The organism is Halorubrum orientale (assembly GCF_059623105.1).
Genome location: NZ_JBSPSR010000004.1, coordinates 27027 through 50896, shown reverse-complemented (window position 1 = coordinate 50896; position 23870 = coordinate 27027). Strand labels below are relative to the sequence as shown.

15 protein-coding genes and 1 tRNA gene are annotated in these 23870 nt (G+C 65.4%); 7 read left to right on the top strand and 9 right to left on the bottom strand.

The window, feature by feature from the left end:
- Positions 1-1737, top strand: coding sequence for an archaellar assembly protein ArlJ/FlaJ (gene arlJ / locus ACWUI7_RS05095; RefSeq protein ID WP_496641148.1), 1737 nt, complete (start codon positions 1-3; stop codon positions 1735-1737).
- Positions 1738-1797: 60 nt separating this feature from the next.
- Here the strand turns inward: arlJ and ACWUI7_RS05090 are convergent, their stop codons facing one another.
- Entirely contained in the window at positions 1798-2718 is a 921-nt protein-coding gene (locus tag ACWUI7_RS05090) for an NAD-dependent epimerase/dehydratase family protein (RefSeq protein WP_496641147.1), read from the bottom strand.
- 104 nt (positions 2719-2822) lie between these two features.
- Between ACWUI7_RS05090 and htpX the strand changes: the two genes are divergently transcribed.
- Both htpX and ACWUI7_RS05080 read left to right on the top strand, forming a co-directional pair.
- Entirely contained in the window at positions 2823-3692 is an 870-nt protein-coding gene (htpX, locus tag ACWUI7_RS05085) for a zinc metalloprotease HtpX (RefSeq protein ID WP_496641146.1), read from the top strand.
- Between the two features lie 59 nt (positions 3693-3751).
- Positions 3752-4060, top strand: coding sequence for a DUF8081 domain-containing protein (locus ACWUI7_RS05080; protein ID WP_496641145.1), 309 nt, complete (start codon positions 3752-3754; stop codon positions 4058-4060).
- Between the two features lie 7 nt (positions 4061-4067).
- On the opposite strand, the gene ACWUI7_RS05075 is transcribed toward ACWUI7_RS05080, so the two are convergent.
- The 6 genes from ACWUI7_RS05075 to ACWUI7_RS05050 all read right to left on the bottom strand — a co-directional run bounded on the left by ACWUI7_RS05075 (position 4068) and on the right by ACWUI7_RS05050 (position 8932).
- A tRNA-Ser gene (locus ACWUI7_RS05075) sits at positions 4068-4152 on the bottom strand.
- Positions 4153-4240: 88 nt separating this feature from the next.
- Positions 4241-4885 (bottom strand): phosphoribosyltransferase, encoded by a 645-nt coding sequence (locus ACWUI7_RS05070; RefSeq protein WP_496641144.1) that lies wholly within the window; start codon positions 4883-4885, stop codon positions 4241-4243.
- A 38-nt stretch (positions 4886-4923) separates the two neighbouring features.
- Complete coding sequence (gene pyrE, locus ACWUI7_RS05065; protein WP_496641143.1) at positions 4924-5466, bottom strand: orotate phosphoribosyltransferase; 543 nt, start codon at positions 5464-5466, stop codon at positions 4924-4926.
- 79 nt (positions 5467-5545) lie between these two features.
- Positions 5546-6511, bottom strand: coding sequence for a bifunctional 2-dehydro-3-deoxygluconokinase/2-dehydro-3-deoxygalactonokinase (gene kdgK1, locus ACWUI7_RS05060; protein ID WP_496641142.1), 966 nt, complete (start codon positions 6509-6511; stop codon positions 5546-5548).
- Positions 6512-6683: 172 nt separating this feature from the next.
- Complete coding sequence (locus ACWUI7_RS05055; RefSeq protein WP_496641141.1) at positions 6684-7757, bottom strand: MBL fold metallo-hydrolase; 1074 nt, start codon at positions 7755-7757, stop codon at positions 6684-6686.
- A 71-nt stretch (positions 7758-7828) separates the two neighbouring features.
- On the bottom strand, positions 7829-8932 hold the full coding sequence (locus ACWUI7_RS05050; RefSeq protein WP_496641140.1) for a PAS domain S-box protein: 1104 nt from the start codon (positions 8930-8932) through the stop codon (positions 7829-7831).
- A 216-nt stretch (positions 8933-9148) separates the two neighbouring features.
- Here ACWUI7_RS05050 and ACWUI7_RS05045 point away from each other — a divergent pair, with 216 nt between their 5' ends.
- From ACWUI7_RS05045 to ACWUI7_RS05035, 3 genes are all read left to right on the top strand, one after another.
- Complete coding sequence (locus tag ACWUI7_RS05045; protein WP_496641139.1) at positions 9149-9526, top strand: hypothetical protein; 378 nt, start codon at positions 9149-9151, stop codon at positions 9524-9526.
- Between the two features lie 103 nt (positions 9527-9629).
- Positions 9630-11873 carry a phosphoribosylformylglycinamidine synthase subunit PurL gene (gene purL, locus ACWUI7_RS05040; RefSeq protein WP_496641138.1) on the top strand — a complete coding sequence of 748 codons (2244 nt, stop codon included), beginning with the start codon at positions 9630-9632 and terminating at the stop codon, positions 11871-11873.
- A gap of 116 nt (positions 11874-11989) precedes the next feature.
- On the top strand, positions 11990-13246 hold the full coding sequence (locus ACWUI7_RS05035; RefSeq protein ID WP_496641137.1) for an ABC transporter ATP-binding protein: 1257 nt from the start codon (positions 11990-11992) through the stop codon (positions 13244-13246).
- Positions 13247-13317: 71 nt separating this feature from the next.
- Here ACWUI7_RS05035 and ACWUI7_RS05030 read toward each other — a convergent pair whose 3' ends face one another.
- Both ACWUI7_RS05030 and ACWUI7_RS05025 read right to left on the bottom strand, forming a co-directional pair.
- A complete protein-coding gene (locus ACWUI7_RS05030; protein WP_496641136.1) occupies positions 13318-13467 on the bottom strand; it encodes a DUF7550 family protein in 150 nt (49 codons plus the stop codon).
- 871 nt (positions 13468-14338) lie between these two features.
- A complete protein-coding gene (locus ACWUI7_RS05025; RefSeq protein WP_496641135.1) occupies positions 14339-16681 on the bottom strand; it encodes a DEAD/DEAH box helicase in 2343 nt (780 codons plus the stop codon).
- A gap of 160 nt (positions 16682-16841) precedes the next feature.
- On the opposite strand from ACWUI7_RS05025, the gene ACWUI7_RS05020 reads away from it, so the two are divergent.
- Positions 16842-23870 carry an LAGLIDADG family homing endonuclease gene (locus tag ACWUI7_RS05020; protein ID WP_496641134.1) on the top strand — a complete coding sequence of 2343 codons (7029 nt, stop codon included), beginning with the start codon at positions 16842-16844 and terminating at the stop codon, positions 23868-23870.

Below are 23870 nucleotides of genomic sequence, written 5' to 3'. Positions count from 1 at the left end.
ATGGGGGCATCTACAGACCACGACGGCGTCGCCGCCGCGTTAGGGGCACTCGACGCGGTGCTTGCCTCGTACGACCGGCTCGACGTCTCGCGACGCCAGTACGTTGGCCTCGTGCTCGTGCCCGCTGCGGTCGTCTTTGCGGCGTCGATGATCGGTGCGGTCGTCCTCCCGCTGCCGCTCGCCGCTCGGGTTCCCATCCCGCTCGTCGGTGGACTCGTACTCGTCGCGGCGGCGATCTACCCGGCGATCTACCGCAGCAGTCTGGAAGCGCAGATCGACAGCCAGCTCCACCTCGTGATGACACACATGACCGTGTTGTCGACGACGAATATCGACCGTGTCGAGGTGTTTCGGACGCTGGCGCGCGAACGGGAGTACGGCCCCGCAGCCGAAGAGATCGGACGGATCGTCCACCTCGTCGACACCTGGAACCAGAGTCTCGATGATGCGTGTCGCCGTCGGGCGAAAGAAGCGCCTTCAGACGCCCTCTCAGACATCTTCGACCGGCTCGGCTACACGCTGGGTGCTGGCCAGTCGCTATCGGCGTTTCTCGTCGCCGAACAGGACGTCATCCTCTCGACGTACGAGACGCGGTACGAGGCGGCGCTGTCGAACCTGGAGGTGATGAAAGACCTCTATATGTCCATGATCCTCTCGATGACGTTCGCGTTGGTGTTCGCGGTCGTCCTCCCGATACTCACCGGTACCGACCCGACGGTGACCGTCTCCGCTATCATCGTCCTCTTTGTGTTCGTCCAGCTGGGATTTTACGTCATGATCCGCGCCACCGCGCCCACGGACCCGATCTGGTACCATCCGGATGAGGGAGCACCCGGTGACGTTCGCCTATGGGCATCGCTCGCGGTTGGGGGTGGGCTCTCCGTGCTCCTCGTCGGTATCACCGCCGCGGGGATGGTCGGCTACGGCCCTGGGCTCCCCGGGTTAGTGTGGTTCCTCGACGACGTTCGACTGCCGCTTTACGTTGCCATCCCTGTCACGCCGCTTTTGTTCACCGGACTGTTTCTCCGGCGCGAAGAGCGGGCGATTGCGGCCCGCGATGAGGAGTTCCCCTCGTTCGTTCGCGCGCTCGGCGCGACCGAGAGCGCGAAACAGTCGACGACGACGGACGTGTTGTCTACGCTCCGTGAGAAGGATTTCGGGGCGCTTTCGCCGTCGATCACGCGGCTCTACCGTCGACTGAACCTTCGTATCAGCACGGAGGGTGCATGGCGGGCGTTCTCACGAGATACCCGGTCGTACCTCGTCCAGAAGTTCTCAGAGATGTACCTCGTCGGCCGGCGGATGGGCGGCGATCCGAAGCTGCTCGGCGAGTTGATCTCGACGAACATGAGCGCGGTCAATCAGCTGCGCGAGAAGCGGCGGCAGTCTGCGGTGACGTTTATCGGGCTGTTGTACGGGATCACCGCGGCCGCGACGTTCGCGTTTTTTATCGGGCTCGAGGTGGTCGGGATCCTCGCTGACATCACTGCCGACTTCGGCGTCGACCGCCTCGATATGGCGAAGATCGTGCACCCGGGCGCGTACAACATGCCGCTCATCGAGTTCCTGTTGTTGGCGGTCGTGGCGTTCAATGCTGCGCTCTCTTCACAGATGATCCGGACGATAGACGGCGGGAACCCGGCGAACGGCTACATCCACTTCGTGGCGCTGACGTGGATCGGTGCGCTCACCGCGATCGGAACGCGGATCCTCGTCGAGGCAGTGCTCGCGGTGTGAGAGCGACCCGCGGTGTGAGGGCGGTCTCGAGGAGGTCCTCACACTTCCGGACCGAGTGGCTCACTCGTGGAGTGTCGGCTCCTCGACGGTCGCTGTCGCAGCCGTCCGCCACGAGTGCTGTGGCTCCCAGTCGAACAGCTCACGGGCGCGTTCGACCGCGTAGACGCTTCGGTCGGCGTCTTCGCTCACGGCAGTCGCGTCCGGCACCTCGTCATAGACCGCATGGAGGAGCTCGAGTAACGGCCGGCCGAGGGCGTTGTCGGCAGCGACACAGTTTACGGCTTCGTGGGTCCCCGATGGGATCGGTGGGCAGTCCGCGAGAAGGGTGTCGACCGCGCGGGCGACGAGCGCGGCGACGTCGCGGACGTCGACGTACGACCAGAAGTTACCGGCGCCGGCGTCGAGGTCGTCCGTGTACGCGGGCGCTCTGCAGGCGTACGCGCCAGGGTACTGGATCCACGACGGCCGCACCGAGACCGCGGACACGTCGTGACGTCTCGCGACCGCCGCGGCTGTCTGTTCTGCGGTCACCTTCGAGAGACCGTACGGATCTTCGGGCCGCAGGGGGTGTGATTCGGTCACGGGCACCTCGTCGGGCACCGGAGTGGGTTCGGCAAAGAAGAACCCGTACGCGCCGTCGCTCGACGCCTGAACGATCGGGGCGTCGGCGCGGCCGGCGGCCGTGAGGACGTTGTGTGCGGCCAACACGTTCGTCTCGAAGACGCGGCCCTCCGGGTGTGTTCCCGCGACGGGGATCGCGGCCCAGTGGACCACGACATCCGGGTCGACGGCAGCGACGACGTCGAGCGCCTCGCCACGGTCCGCGAGGTCGGCGGCTCGGAACGAGAGTCCCGGTGCTGGCTCACGGTCGAGCCCAGGGTGGTCGTAGTCGACGACGACGACGTCGTGGTCGGTCGCGAGTCGGTCTGCGATCCAGCGCCCCGAGGCGCCGCGTCCACCGGTGAGTAAAGCCGTCGCCATAGACGTGGCTCGCCCGACACTGGCTAAAACGCGTCGACCGCGGTTGGTTGGGGACCGCTCGACGCGCCGATAGGCTTTATCCCTCTGAGCGGTTACTATCGGCTATGAATTGGCAGACCGATTGGGGACTGCGTGGGCGGATGGCGCTCACGATGTTCTTACTCTTCGGGCTCTACGTCGTCTTCATCGGCGTGTTGACGGTGTACTTCGGCGACTTCCTCTTCCCGTTGATCATGCTCGGCGGGTTCTCGATCGCCCAGTACTTCTTCAGTGACACGCTGGCGCTGCGGAGCATGGGTGCCCGCGAGGTGAGCCCCGAGGAGTTCCCCGACCTCCACCGACGAATCGAACGACTGAGCCAGCAGGCTGACCTGCCGAAGCCGACGGTCGCGGTCGCCGACACACAAGTGCCGAACGCGTTTGCGACCGGCCGCAACAAAAAGAACGCCACCGTCGCGGTGACGACCGGGCTGCTTCGGTCGCTCGACGACGAGGAGCTCGACGGCGTGTTGGCCCACGAGCTCGCACACGTGAAGAACCGTGACGTGATGGTGATGACCATCGCGTCGTTCCTCTCGACTATCGCGTTCTTCATCGTGCGGTGGGGGTGGCTCTTTAGCGGTGACAACCGCCAAGGTGCGCCCGTCATCGTGGCCATCCTGGCGTCACTCGTCGTGTGGGTGATGTCGTTTTTGCTCATCCGTACGCTCTCGCGGTACCGCGAGTACTCTGCTGACCGCGGCGCGGCCCTAATCACCGGGAAGCCAGGGGCGCTCGCGTCGGCACTCGTCACGATCGACGGCCGGATGGACCGGGTTCCAAAAGAGGACCTCCGCGAGGAAGCCGAGATGAACGCGTTCTTCATCATTCCGATTCGCACGGGCATCGTCGGCAAGCTCGCCTCGACGCACCCCTCCACGGAGAACCGTATCGACCGGCTCCGTGACCTCGAACGCGAGATGCAGACCGCCTGAGCCGGCGTGGTCGCCCGCGTCCGACGGGGATTTTTGTATACCGGGCCGTCACAGGAGCCGTGAGCGTCGTCGTCGCGGTCAAACCGTCGGCTCGCAAACGCAACGCGAAGGTCGGCCGACTCGTCTTCGAAGACGGCTCCCGACACGTCTTCGAGAGCCGTGCGGCCGCGGCGCAGTGGGCGAGTGACCTCTCGCGCGGTGACGGCCACGTGTGGGTCGCGGCCGCACACCCCCGCGACGAGAGCGGCGCCGACCTCTATCTGCTCTCGCGGGCGACGAACGCGAAGCTCGAGGCGGCCTACGACAAACGGCGGCGTCGCCTCCGCGGCGAGGCTGGGGCCGAACAGCGGTCGCTCGACGGTGCGTGAACGAAAACGCCGAGGCGGAGATTTGAACTCCGGTGTCCGAATGGACAGTAGATTTCGAATCTACCGCCTTGGCCAGGCTAGGCTACCTCGGCTCGATTTGACGTTCGACGGGTCGGCTGTTATGGGTTTCGATCGACTATTGATCGCCGCCGCATGCGGCCGATTCGGCGCTGACCTCGATCACGACTCTGCGTCGAGGTACGCGATCGCCTCCTCGTCTGTCACCTGACCGAATCGCTCGTAGAACTGGCCGACGCCTTGGAAGTTTGTCGGCGTCAACAGACACACCACCTCGTCTGCGGTCGCCGCTAACGCGTCGACGGTATCCGGTGGTGCCACCGGAATCGCGACGGTGAGGTTGGCGGCGTCGGCGGTACGCAGCAGGCGGAGACACGCGTGTAGTGTCGCACCCGTCGCGGCGCCGTCGTCGACGATCACCACGCGCTCGCCGGCGACAGGCGGCTCGGTCTCGTCGCCGCGGTACCGAGCCGCCTTCTTGCGCGACTGTTCGGCAACCTGCTCGCGCTCGCGTTCGAAGTACGCCTCGTCTGCGCCCGTTCGTTCTATCGCCGACTCGTTGCGCCAGACGCTCCCGTCAGTCGCGACCGCGCCGATCGCGTACTCTGGGTTGTGTGGGGCGCCGATCTTCTTTGCGACGACGACGTCGAGGGGGGCGGCGAGCGCGTCAGCCACGGCTCGACCGAGCGGAAGCCCGCCACGCGGGATCGCAACCACCCGGTCGACGTCGCCGTGTCGGTCGGCGAGCGCCGCCGCCAGTCGTGTCCCAGCGTCACGTCTGTCGGTAAATCGATCTCCGTCGGACATACCTCGATCTGTTCGCCGAGCTACAAGAAAGCCGGCGGCTATCGTCGGTCGGCGAGGAGTTCTCCGGCCGTGACGAGCGACTCCAGGGTGACGTCGTGGTCGGCGAGCGTCTCGGTCGCCCCCTCTTCACGGTCGACGACGACGAGGACGCGCTCGACGGTCGCGCCCGCCTCCCGAAGCGCCTCGACCGCGTCCGCGGCCGACTGGCCGGTGGTGGCGATGTCCTCGATGACGACGACCTCCTCGTCGGCTGCGAGCCGTCCTTCGATCCGATTGCCGGTGCCGTACGATTTCGCCTGCTTGCGGGCGATCACGTACGGTCGGTTGAGCTCGGCAGCGGTCACGGCCACGAGCGGGACCGCCCCGAGTGCGACCCCGGCGAGGGTTGCGTCGGTCGCGTCGAGCCGGTCGGCGAAGGCCGCGGCGATCTGGCGGAGACACGACGGGTCGGTCTCGAAGAGGTATTTATCCACGTAGTACTCGCTGGTGCCGCCGTGTGAGAGCTCGAACTCGCCAAAGCGGATGGCGTCCGCCTCGCGTAGCGCCGCGATGAGCTCCTCGCGCGTCTCGTCGTCGCTCATGGCTGAGGTGGGTCCCCCCGCGAGTATAAACCGGTCGGAACCGGGGTCGGCAGCGTCACTGAGTCGTCACCAGTGCCGCTCACCGATCGATGCCGTCGTCGCCGGCGATCACTCGGTCGACCTCGGCTGAGGTGACGACCGCCACGTCGCCAGCGACGGTGCGTTTGAGCGCGGCGGTCGCCGCCGCCCGCTCGAGTGCGGTCGGGACGTCGTCGCCGTCGATCCGCGACGTGAGGTAGCCTGCGACGAACGCGTCACCGGTGCCGATGGCGTCGACCGTCTCCGCCTCGAAGACGGTCTGCTCGTGCGTCTCGTTGCCGTGGCGGGCGAGCGCGCCGGCCGCGCCGCGGGTGACGACGACGGTCTCGAAGTCGTACGTGGCGGTCAGCTCGCGGGCGATGGCGTCGGCCTCACCGTCGAGCCCGAGCACCGCGCGGGCGTCTCGCTCGGGGACGAAGAGCACGTCGACGGACGCGAACAGCGACTCGTAACTCGCCCGCGCGGTCGGCCGGTCCCACAGCTTCGCGCGGTAGTTCAGGTCGAACGTTCGCGTCGCGCCCGTCTCGCCCGCTGTCTCCAGCAGTGCCCGCGTCGTCTCTGCCGTGCTCGACGCGAGCGCGGGCGTGATACCCGTGGTGTGGACGTACTCCGCCGCTTCGATGGGTCCCTGTGGGAGCTCGTCGGGCGTTATCGTCGTGATCGCGGCGTCGGCGCGGTCGTAGATCACCGTCGTCTCGCGCGGTTCGACGCCGTGTTCGAGGTAATAGGTCCCGACGCGGCTCGTCGCCGCGTCCGTCCACGACACCGCGGTGTCGACGTCGTGGCTCCGGAGCTCGCTCACGACCCGTCGACCGAGCGACGAGTCAGGGAGCTTCGACACCCAGGTGGCGTCGGCACCGAGGCGAGCCGCCCCGACAGCGACGTTGCTCTCTGCGCCGCCCGCCTGTACGTCGAGCTCGCGGGCGCGTTCGAGTCGCTCGCCTCGCGGCGGTGAGAGCCGGAGCATCGTCTCGCCGAACGTGACGAGGTCGGTCACGGCACCCACCGCCGCGAACAGGCCGTCAGCTGGTTCATGCGTGTCGCTCGTCGGCCGACCATCATAACTCTCCTCCCGGTTCCCGGCCGCGGGTACGTCGCATCCCGTCCACCTGGGAGGGGTGTGTCAGCTGGCGATCGGCGTGGCCACTGGCTGGTGTAGCCGGTCGCTGGTGGCCGGCTCATACCGCGTCGTCCAACCGCGTCGTCGGAAAGAGCGCGTCGACGTCGGGGGTGGACTCGACGAGTCGGTACGTCGCCCCGTCGCGCTCGGCGACGCCGGCGGCCGCGAGGTGATCGAGGTGTGCGAACGCCTCGCCCGGCCCGTGGAGCACGTGGATCCCCTCGAGTTCGCCGAACAGTGCGGCCGACACCTCCCACGTAGTTACCGGCCCGCGGTCGAGCACGTCGACCACCCGCCCGGTTCGCTCGCGGTGATGGGCGAGTATCTCGGCGGCCCGCCGCCCCGGCTCGTCGATCCGGTCGCGGTGGCCGGGATACGCGACCGCGGGGTCGCGGTCGATGAGCCGCGCGAGGCTTGCGGCGTACGTGGCGAGCGGGTCCTCGACGCGGACGTCGGCACCCCCGACGTTCGGCGTGTACCGCGGGAGCAGCGCGTCGCCGGTGAAGATGGCCGAACGGGCTGGCTCGTCGCTGGTTCGATCGTCGCTTGTGTGGTCGTCGCTGGGTCGACCGTCACCGATTGGGTCGACCGCTCCCACCACGGCCGGATCGAACGCGAATCCGCAGAGGCCCGCGGTGTGTCCCGGGAGATGAACGGTCTCGAGGGTCACCCCACCGAGGTCGACGACGTCGCCGTCTTCGACCGGCGTCACCGTTGGATCCCGCTCGACGAGTCCGGTTGCCGCCGACTCGAAGAACGACTGGAGTCGCTCGCGTGCGGCCGCTGGCATCCCCCACGCCGTGAACGTCTCGCGTTGTTGCGCTGGGTCCGCAGTGAGCGGCTGTTCGCTCCCGTCGACGATCGGGGCGTCGGCGGCGTGAACGATCACTCGGGCGTCGCTTTCGGCCTGGATTGCGCCCGCCAGGCCGGCATGGTCCGGGTGCCAGTGGGTGAGCACCACGGTGTCGATGTCGGCAAAACCGACGCCGTGACGCCCGAGACCCGCCTCGAGGTCAGCCCGGACCGCCGAGGCCGCGACCGCGGTGTCGACGAGCGTCGTCTGGCCGGCCTCGATCAGGTAGACGGCGTTTTCACCCTCGAAGACGGTGTTGTCGAGCTGTATCCGGTGCACGGGTGGGTCTCGCCCCGGAGCGTAGAAAGGGTTGCTCTCGGCGGCCGCGCTGGTGACCTGCCGGCGGCGACTCACGCCTGGTCGACGCCGGTGAACTCGAAGCGGGCGCCGCCGTCTCGACCCGCCAGGACGGCCACCGACCAGCCGTGTGCGGCGGCGATCTTCTCGACGATGCTGAGCCCGAAGCCGGTGCCGTCGTCGGCGGTCGTATAGCCGCTTTCGAACACTGACTCGCGCTCTTTAGGCGGGATCCCCTCGCCGTCATCTTCGACAAAAAAGCCGTCTCGGTCGGCGAGCGCTCCGACCCGGATCGTGACGTTCGTGCTCTCCGAGGGAGTCGTTTCTGCGTCCTCCAGTGCTGTGTCGTCGTCGTGTTCGTACGCTGACCCGCGATCGACTTTGTCGGCTCCGTGCTCGATCGCGTTTCGGATCAGGTTCTCGAAGAGCCCTTCCAGTCGTGTCTCGTCGGCGAGAAACACGCAGTCGTTACCCACCTCAAGGGTCGCGGTGGTCGTTACCACGTTCTGCCACGCCGACTCGGCGACGCCCGTGAGGTGTACCGCCGTCGTCTCGTTGAGTTCGTCGCCCGCCCGCGCCAGCATCAACAAGTCGTCGACGAGCGCTTCCATTCGGTCGTGTGCGCGCTCGACGTGCTCGAGATGGGACTCCTCGCCCGATGCGCGGAACAGTTCGAGCCGTCCGCTCGCGACGTTTAGTGGGTTCCGGAGGTCGTGTGAGACGATGCTTGCGAACTCGTCGAGCCGCTCATTCTTCTCACGGAGCGCCTCCTCGCGGCGCTTTCGATCGGTGATGTCGCGGATGACTCCCACACGGTCGAGGTCGTCACGATCGGGGACGACGTCGAAGCGCATTTCGACCGGAAACGTCTCGCCGCTTGCGGTCTCGAACTCGTACTCGATCACCCCCCGTTCTTCGTTCCCGGCGGCGATCGCCTCGCGGGCGCTCGTCGCCTTCGCCGCGGCCGCTTCGGTCGTCCACTCGTGGACGTGTGTGCCAAGAAGCGTCTCGCGGCTCGCCCCCTTCATTTCCGCGTACCGATCGTTGACGTAGACGAGGATACCGTCTGGATCGACGGCGTAGACCCCGTCCTCGAGCGACTCGAGGATCGTCTCGTACCGGTTCCGTTCGCGCTCACAGGGCGTTGGATCGGTCATGCGACTGCTCATCATTCGTTAGCTCTCCGGTGGCTTAAACCGGTCGTCTGTCGTTTCTGTCGACAGACACGACGCTGTCGGCCGCCCCCCCAATTGGCCCGACTACCCCGCCGACTGGCTCTCCTGATTGGCCCGACTACCCCGCCGACTGAGTCTCTGGTCTCGCCCACCGGGCACATCCGCCGATGCTTTGAGCCACCAACACGAACGCGGGCCATGGAGTATCAACCCGGGGTCTGTAACATTGGACCGGCACAGCAACGACGGCGACTGCTGCTCGGTGTCGTCTCGATCCTCGCGGCGGGGCTCCTCGTCGCCGCCATCGTCGTCCTCGAGTGGCCGCAGTGGGCGCTCGCATTCGTGGTGTTTCCCCTGTACGGAGCGGCAATGGGGGTTCTCCAGTACCGCGAGCGATTCTGCGTCGGCTTCGCCGGCATCGGCGTCTTCGACGTTGGTGCGGGAACGACGGACGTCACCGACCCACAGGCGCTCGCTGCCGATCGAAAACGCGCGGTGCGGCTCAACGCGATCGCGCTCGGTATCGGTGTCGCCGGCACACTGTTCGTCGCGCTCGTCGTGACACAGCTCGCGTGAGGTGTTCGGTCGGCCGCGTGAGGTGCTCGGTCGGCCCAGCCAAACACCTCACGAACGTGCGCATAGAAAGAACTTAGACTGGCAGGGATGTCCACACAGGTGAATGAGCCTGTCCGATGCGGACCACGACCTCGTGACCGCAACGCTCGGCCGGGAGCCGACGCCAGCGGAGGTCGCGCTCTTCGAGAACCTCTGGAGTGAACACTGCGCGTATCGGTCGTCGCGGCCCTTGCTGTCGGCGTTCGACAGCGAGAGCGACGCGGTCGTCGTGGGCCCGGGTGACGACGCTGCCGTGCTCGCCTTGCCGACGCCCGACACCGCCGACACCCCGGCGGCCGACCGCGGAGCCGGAGACTACGGCGATACGTACGTCACCTTCGGCATTGAGAGCCACAACCATCCCTCCTACGTCGACCCGTTCGACGGCGCGGCCACCGGTGTCGGCGGCATCGTCCGCGACACGATGAGCATGGGCGCGTACCCGATCGCGCTACTCGACTCGCTGTACTTCGGCGAGTTCTCCCAGGAGGAGTCACGGTACCTCTTCGATGGTGTCGTCGAAGGGATCGCTCACTACGGCAACTGCATCGGCGTCCCGACCGTCGGCGGCAGCGTCGCCTTCCATGACGGCTACGAGGGGAACCCGCTCGTCAACGTGGCGTGCGTCGGTCTCACGACGGCAGACCGACTCGTCACCGCGACCGCAAAGCAGCCTGGGAACGCGCTCGTGCTCGTCGGCAACGCGACGGGTCGAGACGGGCTCGGCGGGGCGTCGTTCGCGAGCGAAGACCTCGCCGAGGACGCCGAGACCGAGGATCGCCCCGCGGTACAGGTCGGTGACCCGTACGCCGAAAAGCGCCTGATCGAGTGCAACGAGGCGCTGATCGACGAGGCCCTCGTCGTCTCCGCACGGGATCTCGGCGCGGCCGGCCTCGGCGGCGCCTCCTCCGAACTCGTCGCGAAGGGCGACCTCGGCGCGTCGATCGACCTCGATGCCGTCCACCAACGTGAGCCGAACATGAACGCCCTCGAGATCCTCCTCGCCGAGAGTCAAGAGCGGATGTGTTACGAGGTCGAACCGGCGGACGTCGACCGGGTGCGTGCACTCGCCGACCGCTTTGAACTCGGCTGTTCGGTCATCGGTGAGGTGACCGACGACAACTACGTCTGTACGTTCGACGGCGAGACGGTCGTCGACGTCCCCGCCGATTTCCTCGCGGACGGTGCGCCGATGCACGACCTGCCGTCGACCACGCCGGCGACACCCGAGCGCAACGTGCCCGACGTGGACCTCGAGTCGACGTTTGAGACGGTCGTCTCGGATCCAACGACGGCCAGCAAGCGCTGGGTGTATCGCCAGTACGATCACGAGGTAGGCGTCCGCACGTCGGTCGCCCCCGGCGACGATGCGGCCATCCTCGCCGTCCGTGAGGCGGCTGGCGATGGTGGAAGCGAGGGTGTGGGTGCGGATGCTGGCGACACCGATGGCGATGTCGACGACGAGACGGTCGGCCTCGCACTCGCATCGGGAGCCGTCCCGCGGTGGACGAGCGTCGACCCGTACGACGGCGCCCGCGCGGTCGCACTGGAGAACGCGAGCAACCTCGCGGCGAAGGGGGCAGTTCCGCTCGCTGCGGTCGACTGTTTGAACGGCGGGAACCCGGAGAAACCCGACGTGTACGGAGGCTTCGAGGCGATCGTCGATGGGCTCGCAGACGCGTGCTCGGCGCTCGACACCCCGGTCGTCGGCGGTAACGTCTCGCTGTACAACGACAGCGTTGCCGGGCCGATTCCGCCGACACCGACACTGGCGTTACTCGGAACGAGATGCGGTGTCGACGCGCCACCGGCGGCACTCGATGGCACGGCCGCCGACACGTCGACGCTCGTCGTTGTCGGTGGGCTGGGTGAGACGGACGCGCTCGGCGGTTCGGCGTACCTGGCTGCGGCCGGTGGAACCGATCGCTTCCCATCGCTACCCGCGGAGCCGGCCGACGTCGTCGCGTCGTTGGCGCGGGTGGCGCGACTGCCGTCGACGCTCGCGAGCCACGACGTGAGCGAGGGCGGACTCGCGGTGACGCTCGCTGAACTCGTTGACGACGATGCCGGCGCGGCGGTGACGCTGCCGACTCGTGCGGCGGCGTTCACAGAGACCCCCGGGCGGCTGGTCGTACAGACGACAGATCCGGATGCAGTGCGAGACGCTGCAGGCGACCTCACGGTCACCCGGCTTGGCGACGTGACGACCGACGGGGCGCTGTCGTTGACGGTCGACGATGAGACGCTTGCGATGACGGCCGACGAGATTCGGGCACACCGCGACGTCATCGCGCGCGAGATGGCGTGACTTCTCTTACTCACCAACTCCCCCTGCCGCGCCGCGCCGCGAACGACACGCTTTTAGGCCCTCCTAAAATATAGCCGGCCACGAATCTCGCGCCGGGACACCGGCGTTGATCACCCATGGCTCACTCCGAACAGACGAATACGGCGGGGACCACAGAGCGCGTCCGTGGCGCGGCGTCCGGCTCGGCATCTGGCTCGGCATCCGGCTCGTCGTCTGGTTCGTCGATCGCAGACGGGGCATCCGCGGGCGAGGGTGCTGCGGCTGTTTCTGATGGGCTCGACACTGGCGCCAGCGGTCGTGCGGCGTCGACCGCGGACGACACGGTGTTGCGGCTCACGGACGTCACGAAATCGTTCGGTGCCGAGCAGGCCGTCGAAGGAGTCTCACTCGAGGTCGCGGCGGGCGAACTGCTCACGTTTCTCGGGCCGTCCGGGTGTGGGAAGACCACCACGCTGCGGATGATCGCCGGGTTAGAGGAGCCGACGACCGGGTCGATCACGCTCGCGGGTGAGACCGTCGCCGACGACGAGGCGTTCGTCCCGCCGGAAGCGCGCGACGTCGGTATCGTCTTCCAGAACTTCGCGTTGTTTCCGCACCTCACCGTCCGCGAAAACGTCGCGTTCGGACTCTCGGAGGCGGATGCGGCGGAGACCGCAGCCCGCGTGGACGAACTGCTCGAGCTGGTCGAGATGACCGACCACGGCGCAAAGACGCCCGATCAGCTTTCGGGAGGGCAAAAACAGCGGGTCGCGCTGGCGCGGTCGCTCGCGCCCGAGCCGGATGTCTTGTTGCTCGACGAGCCGTTTTCGAACCTCGACGTGCGGCTTCGCGTCGAGATGCGCGAGGAGGTGCGCCGCATTCTGAAAGCCGCCGGCGTCACCGCGGTGTCGGTCACCCACGACCAAGAAGAGGCGCTCTCTATCTCCGACCGGGTCGCGGTCATGCACGACGGGGCCATAGAGCAGGTGGGTCGCCCCGAGAGTGTGTTCGAACGCCCAGAGTCGAAGTTCGTCGCCTCGTTTCTCGGCCGGGCGTCGTTTCTCGAGGGGCGGCTTCGTGAGGGACACGTCGAGACGGGTGTCGGCCGGTTCAACGCCGCCACACTCGAGGGGTACAACACGACCTACGACGGGGCGCCCGTGGACGTGCTCGTGCGACCGGACGACCTCCGGGCGACCCCTGCAGACCCCTCGGTTGCGGATGGGGTTGTCGTCTCACGGCAGTACGTCGGCCCGTCGTTCATCTATCGGGTCGAGTTGGACTCCGGCGGGGCCGTCCACTGTCTGCACAATCACGTCGAGGAGTTCGACCTCGACGAACCCGTGAGCATCGACCTCATCGCCGACCACCCGCTGGCGTGGTACCCTCGGTGACGCGGTGTTCGGGTGTGTGAGTCCTGCGGCTTGAGGCGTGAGTCCTGCGCCTAGACGGAGTGTATTGTGACTCAGAGTGTGAGCACCGCGGGCACCACATACGCGAGCAGGAGTCCGAGGAGGGTCACGACCGCGCCGATACCGACTTCGCGGCTGCCGAACTCCTGCATCGGGGCGGTCACGCGCGCATCTGGGTCAGGCTCGTGTGCGTGGTCATCCATACTGGGATGGGGGCGTGGGAGTCACATAAGCACACCTGATTCGTGAACGTGAAGCGGGTTCGTTGGGCGAGAGTCAGTACGGTGTTCGGTACGGAGAGCAACACCGTGCGCCTCGCGTTCGGTTGGGGGCGCGGTCAACACCACCTAAGGAGTCCCTACTATGTGATCACTCCCACAGCAATCTCCCCCACAGCGATCTCGGTATACCCACCACCTGGCTGAACGAGAGTTCGGAGGTGTATGTTGTCTCACTGTTCTCAGACACTCACACCTCATACCGGGTGAAACCAGATCGATCTATGATCGCAGCTGTGTGATGAGCTTGGATTGACTGATTGCAAACGGTAAGCCCCCTTCCTCAAGGAGGAACGCAGCGAAGCGAGTAACGCAGTAGGGAGGGGATACACCGTCGTCATTGGACACCCACACCTCATACCGAGTGAAGCGCAGTGGTTGAGTGGTGTGTCGCGGCAGACCCACACCTCGTACCGAGTATAGGTGGCAGCTAGTCTGGTACTGTACACTCGGTACGAGGTGTGAGGGTCCCCCAGATCTCACGAATGACCCGGTCAGACCATCACGCGGGCTCGGGGCGAGCGTTCACACACCTGTCGCTCACACTCTCAGTGGGTCGTGATGCGGCCCGCCCGCGTTGACGCCAGCGGGTAGGAGGACGGTCCTACTCGGATGTCTCGACGTCTACCGCTTCGCGGGCGGCGCACAGCGTTTCGAGGATCTTCACGGATACACCGAGTGTTCGGGTGTGAATTCCAGCCAACTTCACAGGAAGGTCGAGGGGAATTAAATTCGCCTGTTTGGGTGCGGTGTAGACCCAAAACGGTGAAGCCTTCCGGCTTGCCCCCGAAGTACTTCACTCAACCACTACTTGTCGCTCCGCACGAACTGGCATCACCGGCAGGTCCGGGAAGACCACCTCGACGACGAAGGTGAGCGCGTCGGCGTCGGGCGGCCCAAACACCCCGACCGGCACGGTGGTCTCCCCGTCCAAGTACGTCGTCGTCGCGGTCATCTCGACGTCGTTGACGGTCACCCGAATCCCGACCCGTGCGCCACCGCCGGCCGCGGTGACGGCCACCTCACACAGCTCGTTCTCGCCGATGGCCACCTGCTCGGGGAACGCCCCCCAGTCGACGCGAATCTGTGGGATCGCGTCCGCCGCCTCGACGATCCGCTCGGCCACCCCCTCGCCCATCCCAACGTTCGAGAGGCCGGTGGCCCCCGCCGCACAGATCTCGGCCGGTGAGGTGATCCCAGCGTCCGCGAGCCGGTTGGCCCGGCGAGCACCGACCCCATCGACCGCGGTGAGCGCAACTGCCTCCCGAGAGACACCGTGGTCGACGCGGGCCTCCACGCGACACGCGAGGTTGGCGGCCCGGGGCCCCGCGAGTTCGTCGAGGAACTCAGAGAGCGCGGCGAGAAGCCGTAAGGCGTTCTGCCGGATCACCCACGCGTCCGAGCGCAGCTCGCTCGGCACCGTGTCGGCCATCGACGCGAGCAGGATTGCGAACACCTTGCGGTGACCGTCTTCGAGCGCCGTGTCGTGTCCCTCTAGAATCCGGTCGACCGCGTCCGACTCCGCGGCACGCGCCGATACCGAGTCGAACTCTGCGGCCCCCGCGACGGTCGCGAGGATGCCGTCTGCGGTGAGCCGCTCGCGACCGGCCAACTCCCGAAAGCGTCGGGCGGTCTCGAGCTGGAGGTAGTACTTCGAGGCGAGCCGGCCGAGTGTCGTCGGCTCGACGCGTAACTCGTCGTCGGCCGCGACGAACCCCTCATCGACGAGCGATTCGAGCGTGTCGCGCACACGATCGCGAAGGCCGTCGAAGCCGTAGGCGTCCGGCTCCGAGCGCGCCCGGACGTAGTAGAACGTCGTTTCGAGCCACGCCATCACGTCGTCGAGCCCGCGGATCGTTCCCATCGCGACCTCGGCGTTGAGGTGGGCGGGTAACTCGGCGGCCAGCCGCGACTCGATCGGCTTACCCTCTCGAAGCAGCTCGCGGTAGGTGTCTGCGTCGCCCCGATCACACACCACCCAGCCGTAGCCGACGTCGTCGTAGCCCGGCCGGCCGGCCCGCCCGAGCATCTGGAGCACGTCGAGCGGCGAGATGTCGGTCTCGCCCTCGAGCGGGTCGTGGTACTTCGTGTCGCGGATGACGACACACCGCGCCGGAAGGTTCACCCCCCACGCGAGCGTCGACGTCGAGAACAAAATCCCGATCTTGCCGCGTTTGAACCACGCCTCGACGCGGTCGCGGTCGCCTTTCGCGAGCCCGGCGTGGTGGAAGCCGACGCCGTCGAGCACGGATTGTCTGAGCGTGTCGTTCGACAGCTCGGCCGCCTCGGTGTGGAAGTCGTAGTCGCCCCGAGAGGCCATCGGCACGTCGCGGTCGGTGATCTCGTCGCGCGCCTTCTTGGCCGCCTGCACCGTGTCCTGTCGCGAGGAGACGAACACGAGCGCTTGGCCGTCCTCCCGCAGGTGCGGCTCGGCGAGGTCGAGCGCGCGGTAGAGCCGGCGGTATTTGTCGGCGAAGGCGTTCGAGCCGTGACTGTACGTCTTCACGCCGGTCTCGAGGTCGACGGGGCGATACTCGTCGCCGAAGGCGTAGGTGGTCTCCGGCGGGGCGTCGAGCCACTCGGCGACGTCTCCGACGTTCGGCATCGTCGCAGAGAGCGCGACGATCCGTGGATCCTGCAGCCGACGGAGCCGCGAGACGGTGACCTCGAGGACGGCGCCGCGCGTTTCACTGTCGAGGAGGTGGACCTCGTCGATGACGACACAGTCCACGTCAGTTACGAACGCGTATCGCGCAGAATCGTGTTTTCGCGTCGCGCTGTCGGCCTTCTCCGGGGTCGTAACGAGCACGTCCGCGCGTTCTGCCCGCCGCGGATTGAGGTCGCGTTCACCGGAGACGACGTACACCGAGTAGCCGAGATCTTCGAACCGCTCCCACTCCTGTTCTTTCTCGTTGGTGAGCGCGCGCAGCGGGGCGATGAACAGCGCGGTGCCGCCCGCCGCGAGCGTCTTACAGATCGCGAGCTCCGCGAGGGCGGTCTTGCCCGAGGCGGTCGGCGCGGCCGCGACGACGTTGTGGTCGGTCTCGAGGATCCCGGGCAGCGCCTCGCGTTGCATCCGATTGAACTCCTCGAAATCGAACGCGTCGGCGAACGCCGGCACGGCGTCTGTGACCTTCATGATCCTCCGGCGCGTTGCGACGTCGCTCGACTCGCGCGGCTCGTTCGCATCACTCCGAGACGGGGCCTTCGAGGCCATAGGCGTTTCTTTCGGCGCGGCCACCGATGCCGGCGGCTCCGACCCGGAGGTTCATACCCGATGCCGACCAAAGCCCTCCGTAATGGCTCAGGCCGGGAATCAGGACCTCACCGAGCGGTTCATCCAGTTCTACCGGAACTACTACCGCGAGGCAATCGGGACCCTCGCTCAGCGGTACCCCAACGAGCAGCGCTCGCTGTACGTCGAGTACGACGACCTCTACCAGTTCGACCGCGACCTTGCCGAGGACTTCCGCACGAAGCCGGACCAGATGCGCGAGTACGCAGAGGAGGCGCTTCGGCTCTACGACCTCCCTGCAGACGTCAGCCTCGGGCGCGCCCATGTCAGACTCCACCACCTCCCCGACAACATCGATATTCGGGGGATCCGTGTCCACGACGACCACATCGGCAAGCTCGTCTCGGTACAGGGAATCGTCCGCAAGGCGACGGACGTCCGCCCGAAGGTGACCGAGGCGGCCTTCGAGTGTCAGCGCTGTGGAACGATGACGTACATCCCACAGAGCGACGGCGGCTTCCAAGAGCCCCACGAGTGTCAGGGGTGTGAACGACAGGGGCCCTTCCGCGTCAACTTCGACCAGTCGGAGTTCGTCGACTCCCAGAAGCTCCGGATCCAGGAGTCACCCGAGGGGTTACGCGGCGGGGAGACGCCCCAATCACTCGACGTCGACATCGTCGACGACATCACCGGACAGGTGAGCCCGGGCGACCACGTCACCTGTGTCGGTGTTCTCCACATCGAACAGGTCCAACAGGGCAACGAGAAGTCCGCCATCTTCGATCTCTACATGGACGGTGTCTCCATCGCCATCGAAGACGAGGAGTTCGAAGACATGGACATCACCGACGAGGACCGCCGCGAGATCATCGCGCTCTCCGAACGCGACGACATCTACGAGGCGATGGTCGACTCCATCGCGCCCGCGATCTACGGCTACGAAGAAGAGAAACTCGCGATGATCCTCCAGCTCTTCTCCGGTGTCACCAAACACCTCCCCGACGGCTCGCGGATCCGGGGGGACCTCCACATGCTTCTTATCGGCGATCCGGGAACTGGAAAGTGTCTCCGTGGGGACACAAATATCGTCTGCAACGATGGACGAGAGGTTTCGATACGCGAACTGGTCGAGCAGAACCTCGACGATCCGAAGCCAGTCGACGACGGCGTCTGGGACAGCGTCGACTTCGACGTCCCCGCACTGCAGGACGATGGCACTGTCGGAGCGTCTCGGGCGACAAAAGTCTGGAAGCGAGAAGCGCCAGCGGAGATGTATCGGATCGAAACGGCGTCGGGGCGTGACCTCGATGTGACGCCTTCTCACCCGCTATTCATCCAGCGGGACGGGGAGTTCGCTCCGGTCCGTGCCGAAGAACTGGAAGCAGGCGAGTTCGTGGCGACACCCAGCCGACTCGACGTGGATGCTGACGACACACTCGACGTCGATTTCCGCAGGGCACAGTCGCACAACGCTGTCCGTCTTGACGCTCCCGAACGGTGGACCCCAGCGCTCTCCCGGCTCGTCGGATATATCGTTGCCGAGGGCTATGTCGAGAAACGCAACGACCACTCGGGGTTCGTTTCGATCACGAACAACGACGAAGAGGTCCTCGAAGACGCGCGGAACACGCTTCACGACCTCAACCTCGAAACGACCACTAGGCAGCCGCACGATGGCAAGAGTGCACGGGAGTTGCTGTGTTCCGCCGGCGAATTCGTCAGTTTCCTCGACGAGATCGATGAAGCCCTACTGAAGCGCTCCGCTAAGAAGCGGGTCCCGCCAAAGATCGCAGGCACATCTGATGAAATTACCGCAGCGTTCATCGAGGGATTCATCGAGGGAGAAGGTCACGTCTCTGCGTCACAACGCGAAATAACCGTCGCGTCGATGAGCGAGGAGCTTCTCGAAGGAGTCCGGTCGCTTTTGCTTCAGCACGGGATTACGTCCCAGGTACACGCGCGGCACAACGGAAGCCACCGGCTCCGTATCAGCGGTGCACAGTTCGACCGCTACGCTACCGAAATCGGGTTCGTTACCGAACGAAAACAGTCCGCAGCGGAAGAACATCTCACAACGGATCGGAACACGAACGTGGACGTGATTCCGAACGTTGGTCCGACGCTTCGTCGACTGCGTGAATCACTGGGACTGACGCAGTACGAGTGCGGTGTCCCACGGAATACGTACCGGCACTACGAGGCCGGAAGCCGGAATCCGAGTCGGGGCGCATTCAAACGAATTGTCGACGCATTCGAGGAGGCGTGCGGATCCATCCTCGACGGCGACACCGACGCGTTCGCCAAAACAGACGGCGGATCCACCGCACGCGACGTTGCCGCGCTCGGTCGACTCGTTGAGAGTGATATTCGCTGGGATCGGATCGAGTCTATCGAGCAAGTCGAACCAGATGACGAGTGGGTGTACGATCTCGAAGTTGAGGGGACACACAACTACGTCTCGAACGGGATCGTCTCACACAACTCACAGATGATCAGTTATGTCGAGAATATTGCCCCGAGATCAGTGTATACATCTGGAAAAGGATCATCCGCTGCAGGTCTGTGCGTCACCGGGGACACGAAGATACACACGTCGAAGGGGTTCGTACCGATCCGAGAGATCGCGACAGCGTACCATCCGGAACCGGTTGACTCCGAGACGAGTGCCGGCGCGAACCACGATCTCTACACCTTCGATCGAGCGTCTGGACGGATCGACCTCACCGAGAGTTCTCACGTCTGGCGGATGCCCGAGAAGCCGTGTCGGCGGATCAAGACGGCCCACGGAAAGACGCTCGAAGCGTCTATCAACACGCCCGTACTCACCTGTGACACGAACGGGATCGAGTGGAAGTCGATCTCGGACGTCGACGCTGGCGACCACGTTGCGGTACCGAAGTACACCGACATCGATCGCTCGTCTCCGCCGGTTCGTGCGTACGTCGAATTCACCGAGGAGAAGATCAAGCCGACCGACGGATCGATCGAGTACCTCCGTACCGGGCTCACCGAGACGTTTGGAACGCTCCGCGACGCCGCAGCCGAACTCGGTCTCTCGGAAGACTCCGTGTACGACACGCTCTCGAATCGCCATATTCCACGGAGTAAATTAGACACGATTCTCACGGCGATCGGAGCGGACATGGACGACGTCGTCATCGACCGTATGATGCTCCGCCACGGCGACAGCGTTACGATACCCGAGGAGTTCGACGCGGATCTGATGTACTTGATCGGCCTTGTCTTCGGCGACGGTGACGTGATGGTTTCTCGACGAGGCGGAAATCGCGGGCACGTCCGAATCTCGAACGGCGACGAAGCGCTGCTAGAACACGCCGCAGACATCATCGAGACGACGTTCGACAAGTCAGTCGATATCGAGTATCAAGACGATCGTGTCCCCTGTATTCGCCTCCACAGTGCGACCGTTGCCCGCTTCTTCAGCAACGTCGGCATTGAGTCGCCGAAAGATGATATTGCTCTCGATTCGAAGCTCACGACTGCTGAACACGCCGACGCCTTCCTCCAGGGCCTCTTCGATGCCGATGGCTCTGTGTGTGGGCGTGATACCGGCGGATCCAGCGTGCAGTTTTCGACCGTCTGTGGCGAACTCGCCGAACAGGTCCAACTGATGTTGGAAACGTACGGCATCCGGTCTCGGACGCGCGAGCGTGACTGTCGAGGAACCTCCAAACGCGCCGACGGTCACGAGATCGAATCGACGTCGGTCCAGACGCACCTGGCGATATACGGGAAAAACCTCGACGCGTTCGCCGACCGAATCGGGTTCCGGTCGACGACGAAATCAGCCGCGCTGGATGAGATCATCCGGGATGCACCTCGACGCGGCGAACGCCTCCCGATCGGCCGCACCCTCGCTCGTGCCGATGGGGGTGCAGGCAGATACTGGCAGAATCTGAACTGTGGCGACGATCCGAGTCGTGAACGGACCCACTCACTGATCGATGACCTCGATCTCGGCGACGTTGGCTCCGTCGTCGAAGAAGTGGCCAACGCCGATCTCGTCTGGGACGAGGTCCTCGACGCCGAGAACACCGGCAACAAAGAAGTGTTTGACCTAACGGTTCCGGACACGCACAACTTCCTCGGCAACGGACTCGTGACACACAACACCGCCGCTGCGGTACGCGACGACTTCGGCGACGGCCAGCAGTGGTCGCTCGAAGCCGGCGCGCTCGTCCTTGCAGACAAAGGGATCGCGGCTGTCGACGAGCTCGATAAGATGGACTGTGTGACCGGCGACACGCTGGTCTCGCTCGCCGACGGACGGGTCGAGCGCATCGACGAACTCACACGAGAGGCCGCCAAAGACGGCGAAATCGAGGAGGTGTCGAACGGCCGCCACATTCGCGATATCGACCTCGACGTCTGGACGATGGACGAGGACGGACGGCTGGTCGAGCGTCCCGTTTCCGCGGTACACGAGTACGATGCGCCGTCAGAGCTAACCCGGGTGACGATAGAGACCGGTGAGTCGCTGACCGCGACGGCTGACCACCCGTTTTTTGTCCTCGACGATGGAGAGCGCGTCGAGCGCGAAGCGGCCGCACTTGACGAGGGTGACTGGGTGTACGTCCCCAGAGAAATTCCGACGAAGGCCGCCGACGGCGGAGCGGTGGCTGCGCTCGGCGGCGCTGGGGCAGCAGCCGACCCTGTCGACGTCGGGGGCGTCGACACCGCGATGGCGAGTGTTCTCGGATACCTCTCCGGCGACGGGAACATCTACTACGACCGCGACGAAGGCGTCTACGGCGTCCGGTTCACCAACACCGACGAGGAACTGCTGACGGACTTCGAGCGGGCTGCCCGAGCGGCGTTCGACGCGGAACCGGTCCGTCACCCGAGCGAACAGCGTGATGACGGCGTCGAGACGGTCAGAGTCATCGGAAAAGCGCACGCTGACGCTGTCCTCGACGCAGGGATGAACCTCGGTCGATACGACGAGAAATGCTTCCCGACTGCCGTTTCGACGGGATGCCGAGCGGCAAAGGCCGCGTTCGTCCGTGCGCTGGCCGACAGCGAGGGGCACGTCGACGAATCGGCCGGCAACGTTCGGATAGCGTCGGCGAGCCGGAGCCTCCTTCGAGGCACACGGGCACTCCTCTTGCAGTTTGGGGTGTCGAGCCAGCTTCAAGACCGCGAACGACCCGGGGGTCGAGACGTGTACTACCTCACGCTGACTAACGCGGACTCGCTGGCGGCGTTTCAGCGCGCTGTTGGATTCACCGCGACTCGGCAGATGGAGGCGCTTGACCGCGTCGTCAACGCCGCTGACGGCGACCGGACGATCGTCAACGTGATCCCGGAGATCGATGACGTGCTGTCTCGAACTCGTGAGTCACTCCGGCTGTACCAACGCGAGTGTGGACTCAACGCAGTCACGTATCACGACTTCGAGAATAGTGGCGCAAACACGTCGCTCCATCGGGCTGACCGGATACTGACGGCGTTCGAAGACAGAGTGGAGACGGCCGCCGAGGACCGTCGTCGACTCGACGAGACAGCAACGTGGGAGACGCTCGCCGAGCTGCGAAACCGGTACCACGTCTCACAGTCCGAGCTGGCCAAGGGAACGGTGCTGTCACAGCAGCAGATCTCCCGCGAGTGGGGCAACCATGACCGCGTTCGTGGGCTCGTGACCGACCGCTTGCGAGAGATCCTCACCGACGTCGAAGAAACCGATCTCAGCGACCTCCACGAGTTCGTCGCGGGCGAGGTGAAGTGGCGCCGCGTCGAGTCGGTCGAAACCGTGCAACCGAGGTCGACTGAATACCGTGGCGAGGTACTCAGACAGCGTCTCGCCGACGTTATCGGTGGGCCGGTCGAAACCGCGGAGCGACGGGCCCGTGAACTCCTCGGCTGCGATGCGATCGGCGAAACGAAGGCGGAGTTAGCAGCAGCGCTCGACGCCTACGGCATCAGCCAGGCGGACGTGGCGTCGAGATTCGATGCAAGCCCGGCGACGGTGTCGCGGTGGCTGTCCGGTGTCGTCGAAACGGACCGGCTCGGTGATCTGCGTGAAGCCATCCTACAAGAAGCGGCCACCGTCGAAGCGGAACTCCGGTCGATACTGATGCGGATCGAGGACGGACGGCGGCCGAAGGTGTACGACCTGACCGTCGAGGAGACACACAACTTCGTCGCGAACGGTCTGGTCGTACACAACTCTTCTGACCGCTCCGCACTCCACGAGGGCCTCGAACAACAGAAGATCTCCGTCTCCAAGGCGGGGATCAACGCGACGCTCAAGGCCCGCTGCTCGCTGCTCGGCGCAGCGAACCCGAAGTACGGTCGGTTCGACCAGTACGAGCCGATCGGCGAGCAAATAGACTTAGAGCCCGCGCTGATCTCACGATTCGACCTCATCTTCACCGTCACGGACAGCCCGGATCCAGAACACGACTCGCGGCTGGCACAACACATCATCAAGACGAACTACGCGGGCGAGCTCAACACCCAGCGGACGGAGCTCGCGAGTTCGGAGTTTACCTCAGACGAGGTCGCGGCCGTCACCGATGAGGTCGCGCCGGCTATCGACGCCGAGCTTCTTCGGAAGTATATCGCACACGCAAAGCGCTCGTGTTACCCGACGATGACGTCCGAGGCGAAAGCCCTCATCGAGGAGTTCTACGTCGACCTCCGGTCGAAAGGGGCCGACGAGGACGCGCCGGTGCCGGTCACCGCGCGGAAACTCGAGGCGATGGTTCGGCTCTCTGAGGCAAGCGCACGGGTCCGACTCTCGGATACCGTTGAGCGCGAAGATGCCGACCGCGCGACCGATATCGTCGAGTCGTGTCTCCAAGACATTGGCGTCGACCCCGAGACCGGCCAGTTCGACGCCGATGTCGTCGAGACGGGAACCTCAAAGAGCCAGCGCGACCGCATCAAGAATATTAAAGGACTCATCGCCGATATCGAAACCGAGTACGAGGAGGGCGCTCCCGTTGAGGAGGTGCTCGACCGTGCCGGCGAGATCGGGATGGATCAGCGCAAGGCCGAAGCGGAGATCGAGAAGCTTCGAACGAAAGGCGAAGTGTACGAGCCGACGCAGGGACACCTCCGGACGACATAG

Excerpts from the sequence above, each read along its gene's own strand:
- arlJ (WP_496641148.1), top strand. The coding sequence starts at position 1 with ATGGGGGCATCTACAGACCACGACGGCGTCGCCGCCGCGTTAGGGGCA.
- ACWUI7_RS05090 (WP_496641147.1), bottom strand. The coding sequence starts at position 2,718 with ATGGCGACGGCTTTACTCACCGGTGGACGCGGCGCCTCGGGGCGCTGG.
- htpX (WP_496641146.1), top strand. The coding sequence starts at position 2,823 with ATGAATTGGCAGACCGATTGGGGACTGCGTGGGCGGATGGCGCTCACG.
- ACWUI7_RS05070 (WP_496641144.1), bottom strand. The coding sequence starts at position 4,885 with ATGTCCGACGGAGATCGATTTACCGACAGACGTGACGCTGGGACACGA.
- pyrE (WP_496641143.1), bottom strand. The coding sequence starts at position 5,466 with ATGAGCGACGACGAGACGCGCGAGGAGCTCATCGCGGCGCTACGCGAG.
- ACWUI7_RS05050 (WP_496641140.1), bottom strand. The coding sequence starts at position 8,932 with ATGACCGATCCAACGCCCTGTGAGCGCGAACGGAACCGGTACGAGACG.
- ACWUI7_RS05045 (WP_496641139.1), top strand. The coding sequence starts at position 9,149 with ATGGAGTATCAACCCGGGGTCTGTAACATTGGACCGGCACAGCAACGA.
- purL (WP_496641138.1), top strand. The coding sequence starts at position 9,630 with ATGAGCCTGTCCGATGCGGACCACGACCTCGTGACCGCAACGCTCGGC.
- ACWUI7_RS05035 (WP_496641137.1), top strand. The coding sequence starts at position 11,990 with ATGGCTCACTCCGAACAGACGAATACGGCGGGGACCACAGAGCGCGTC.
- ACWUI7_RS05030 (WP_496641136.1), bottom strand. The coding sequence starts at position 13,467 with ATGGATGACCACGCACACGAGCCTGACCCAGATGCGCGCGTGACCGCC.
- ACWUI7_RS05025 (WP_496641135.1), bottom strand. The coding sequence starts at position 16,681 with ATGAAGGTCACAGACGCCGTGCCGGCGTTCGCCGACGCGTTCGATTTC.
- ACWUI7_RS05020 (WP_496641134.1), top strand. The coding sequence starts at position 16,842 with ATGGCTCAGGCCGGGAATCAGGACCTCACCGAGCGGTTCATCCAGTTC.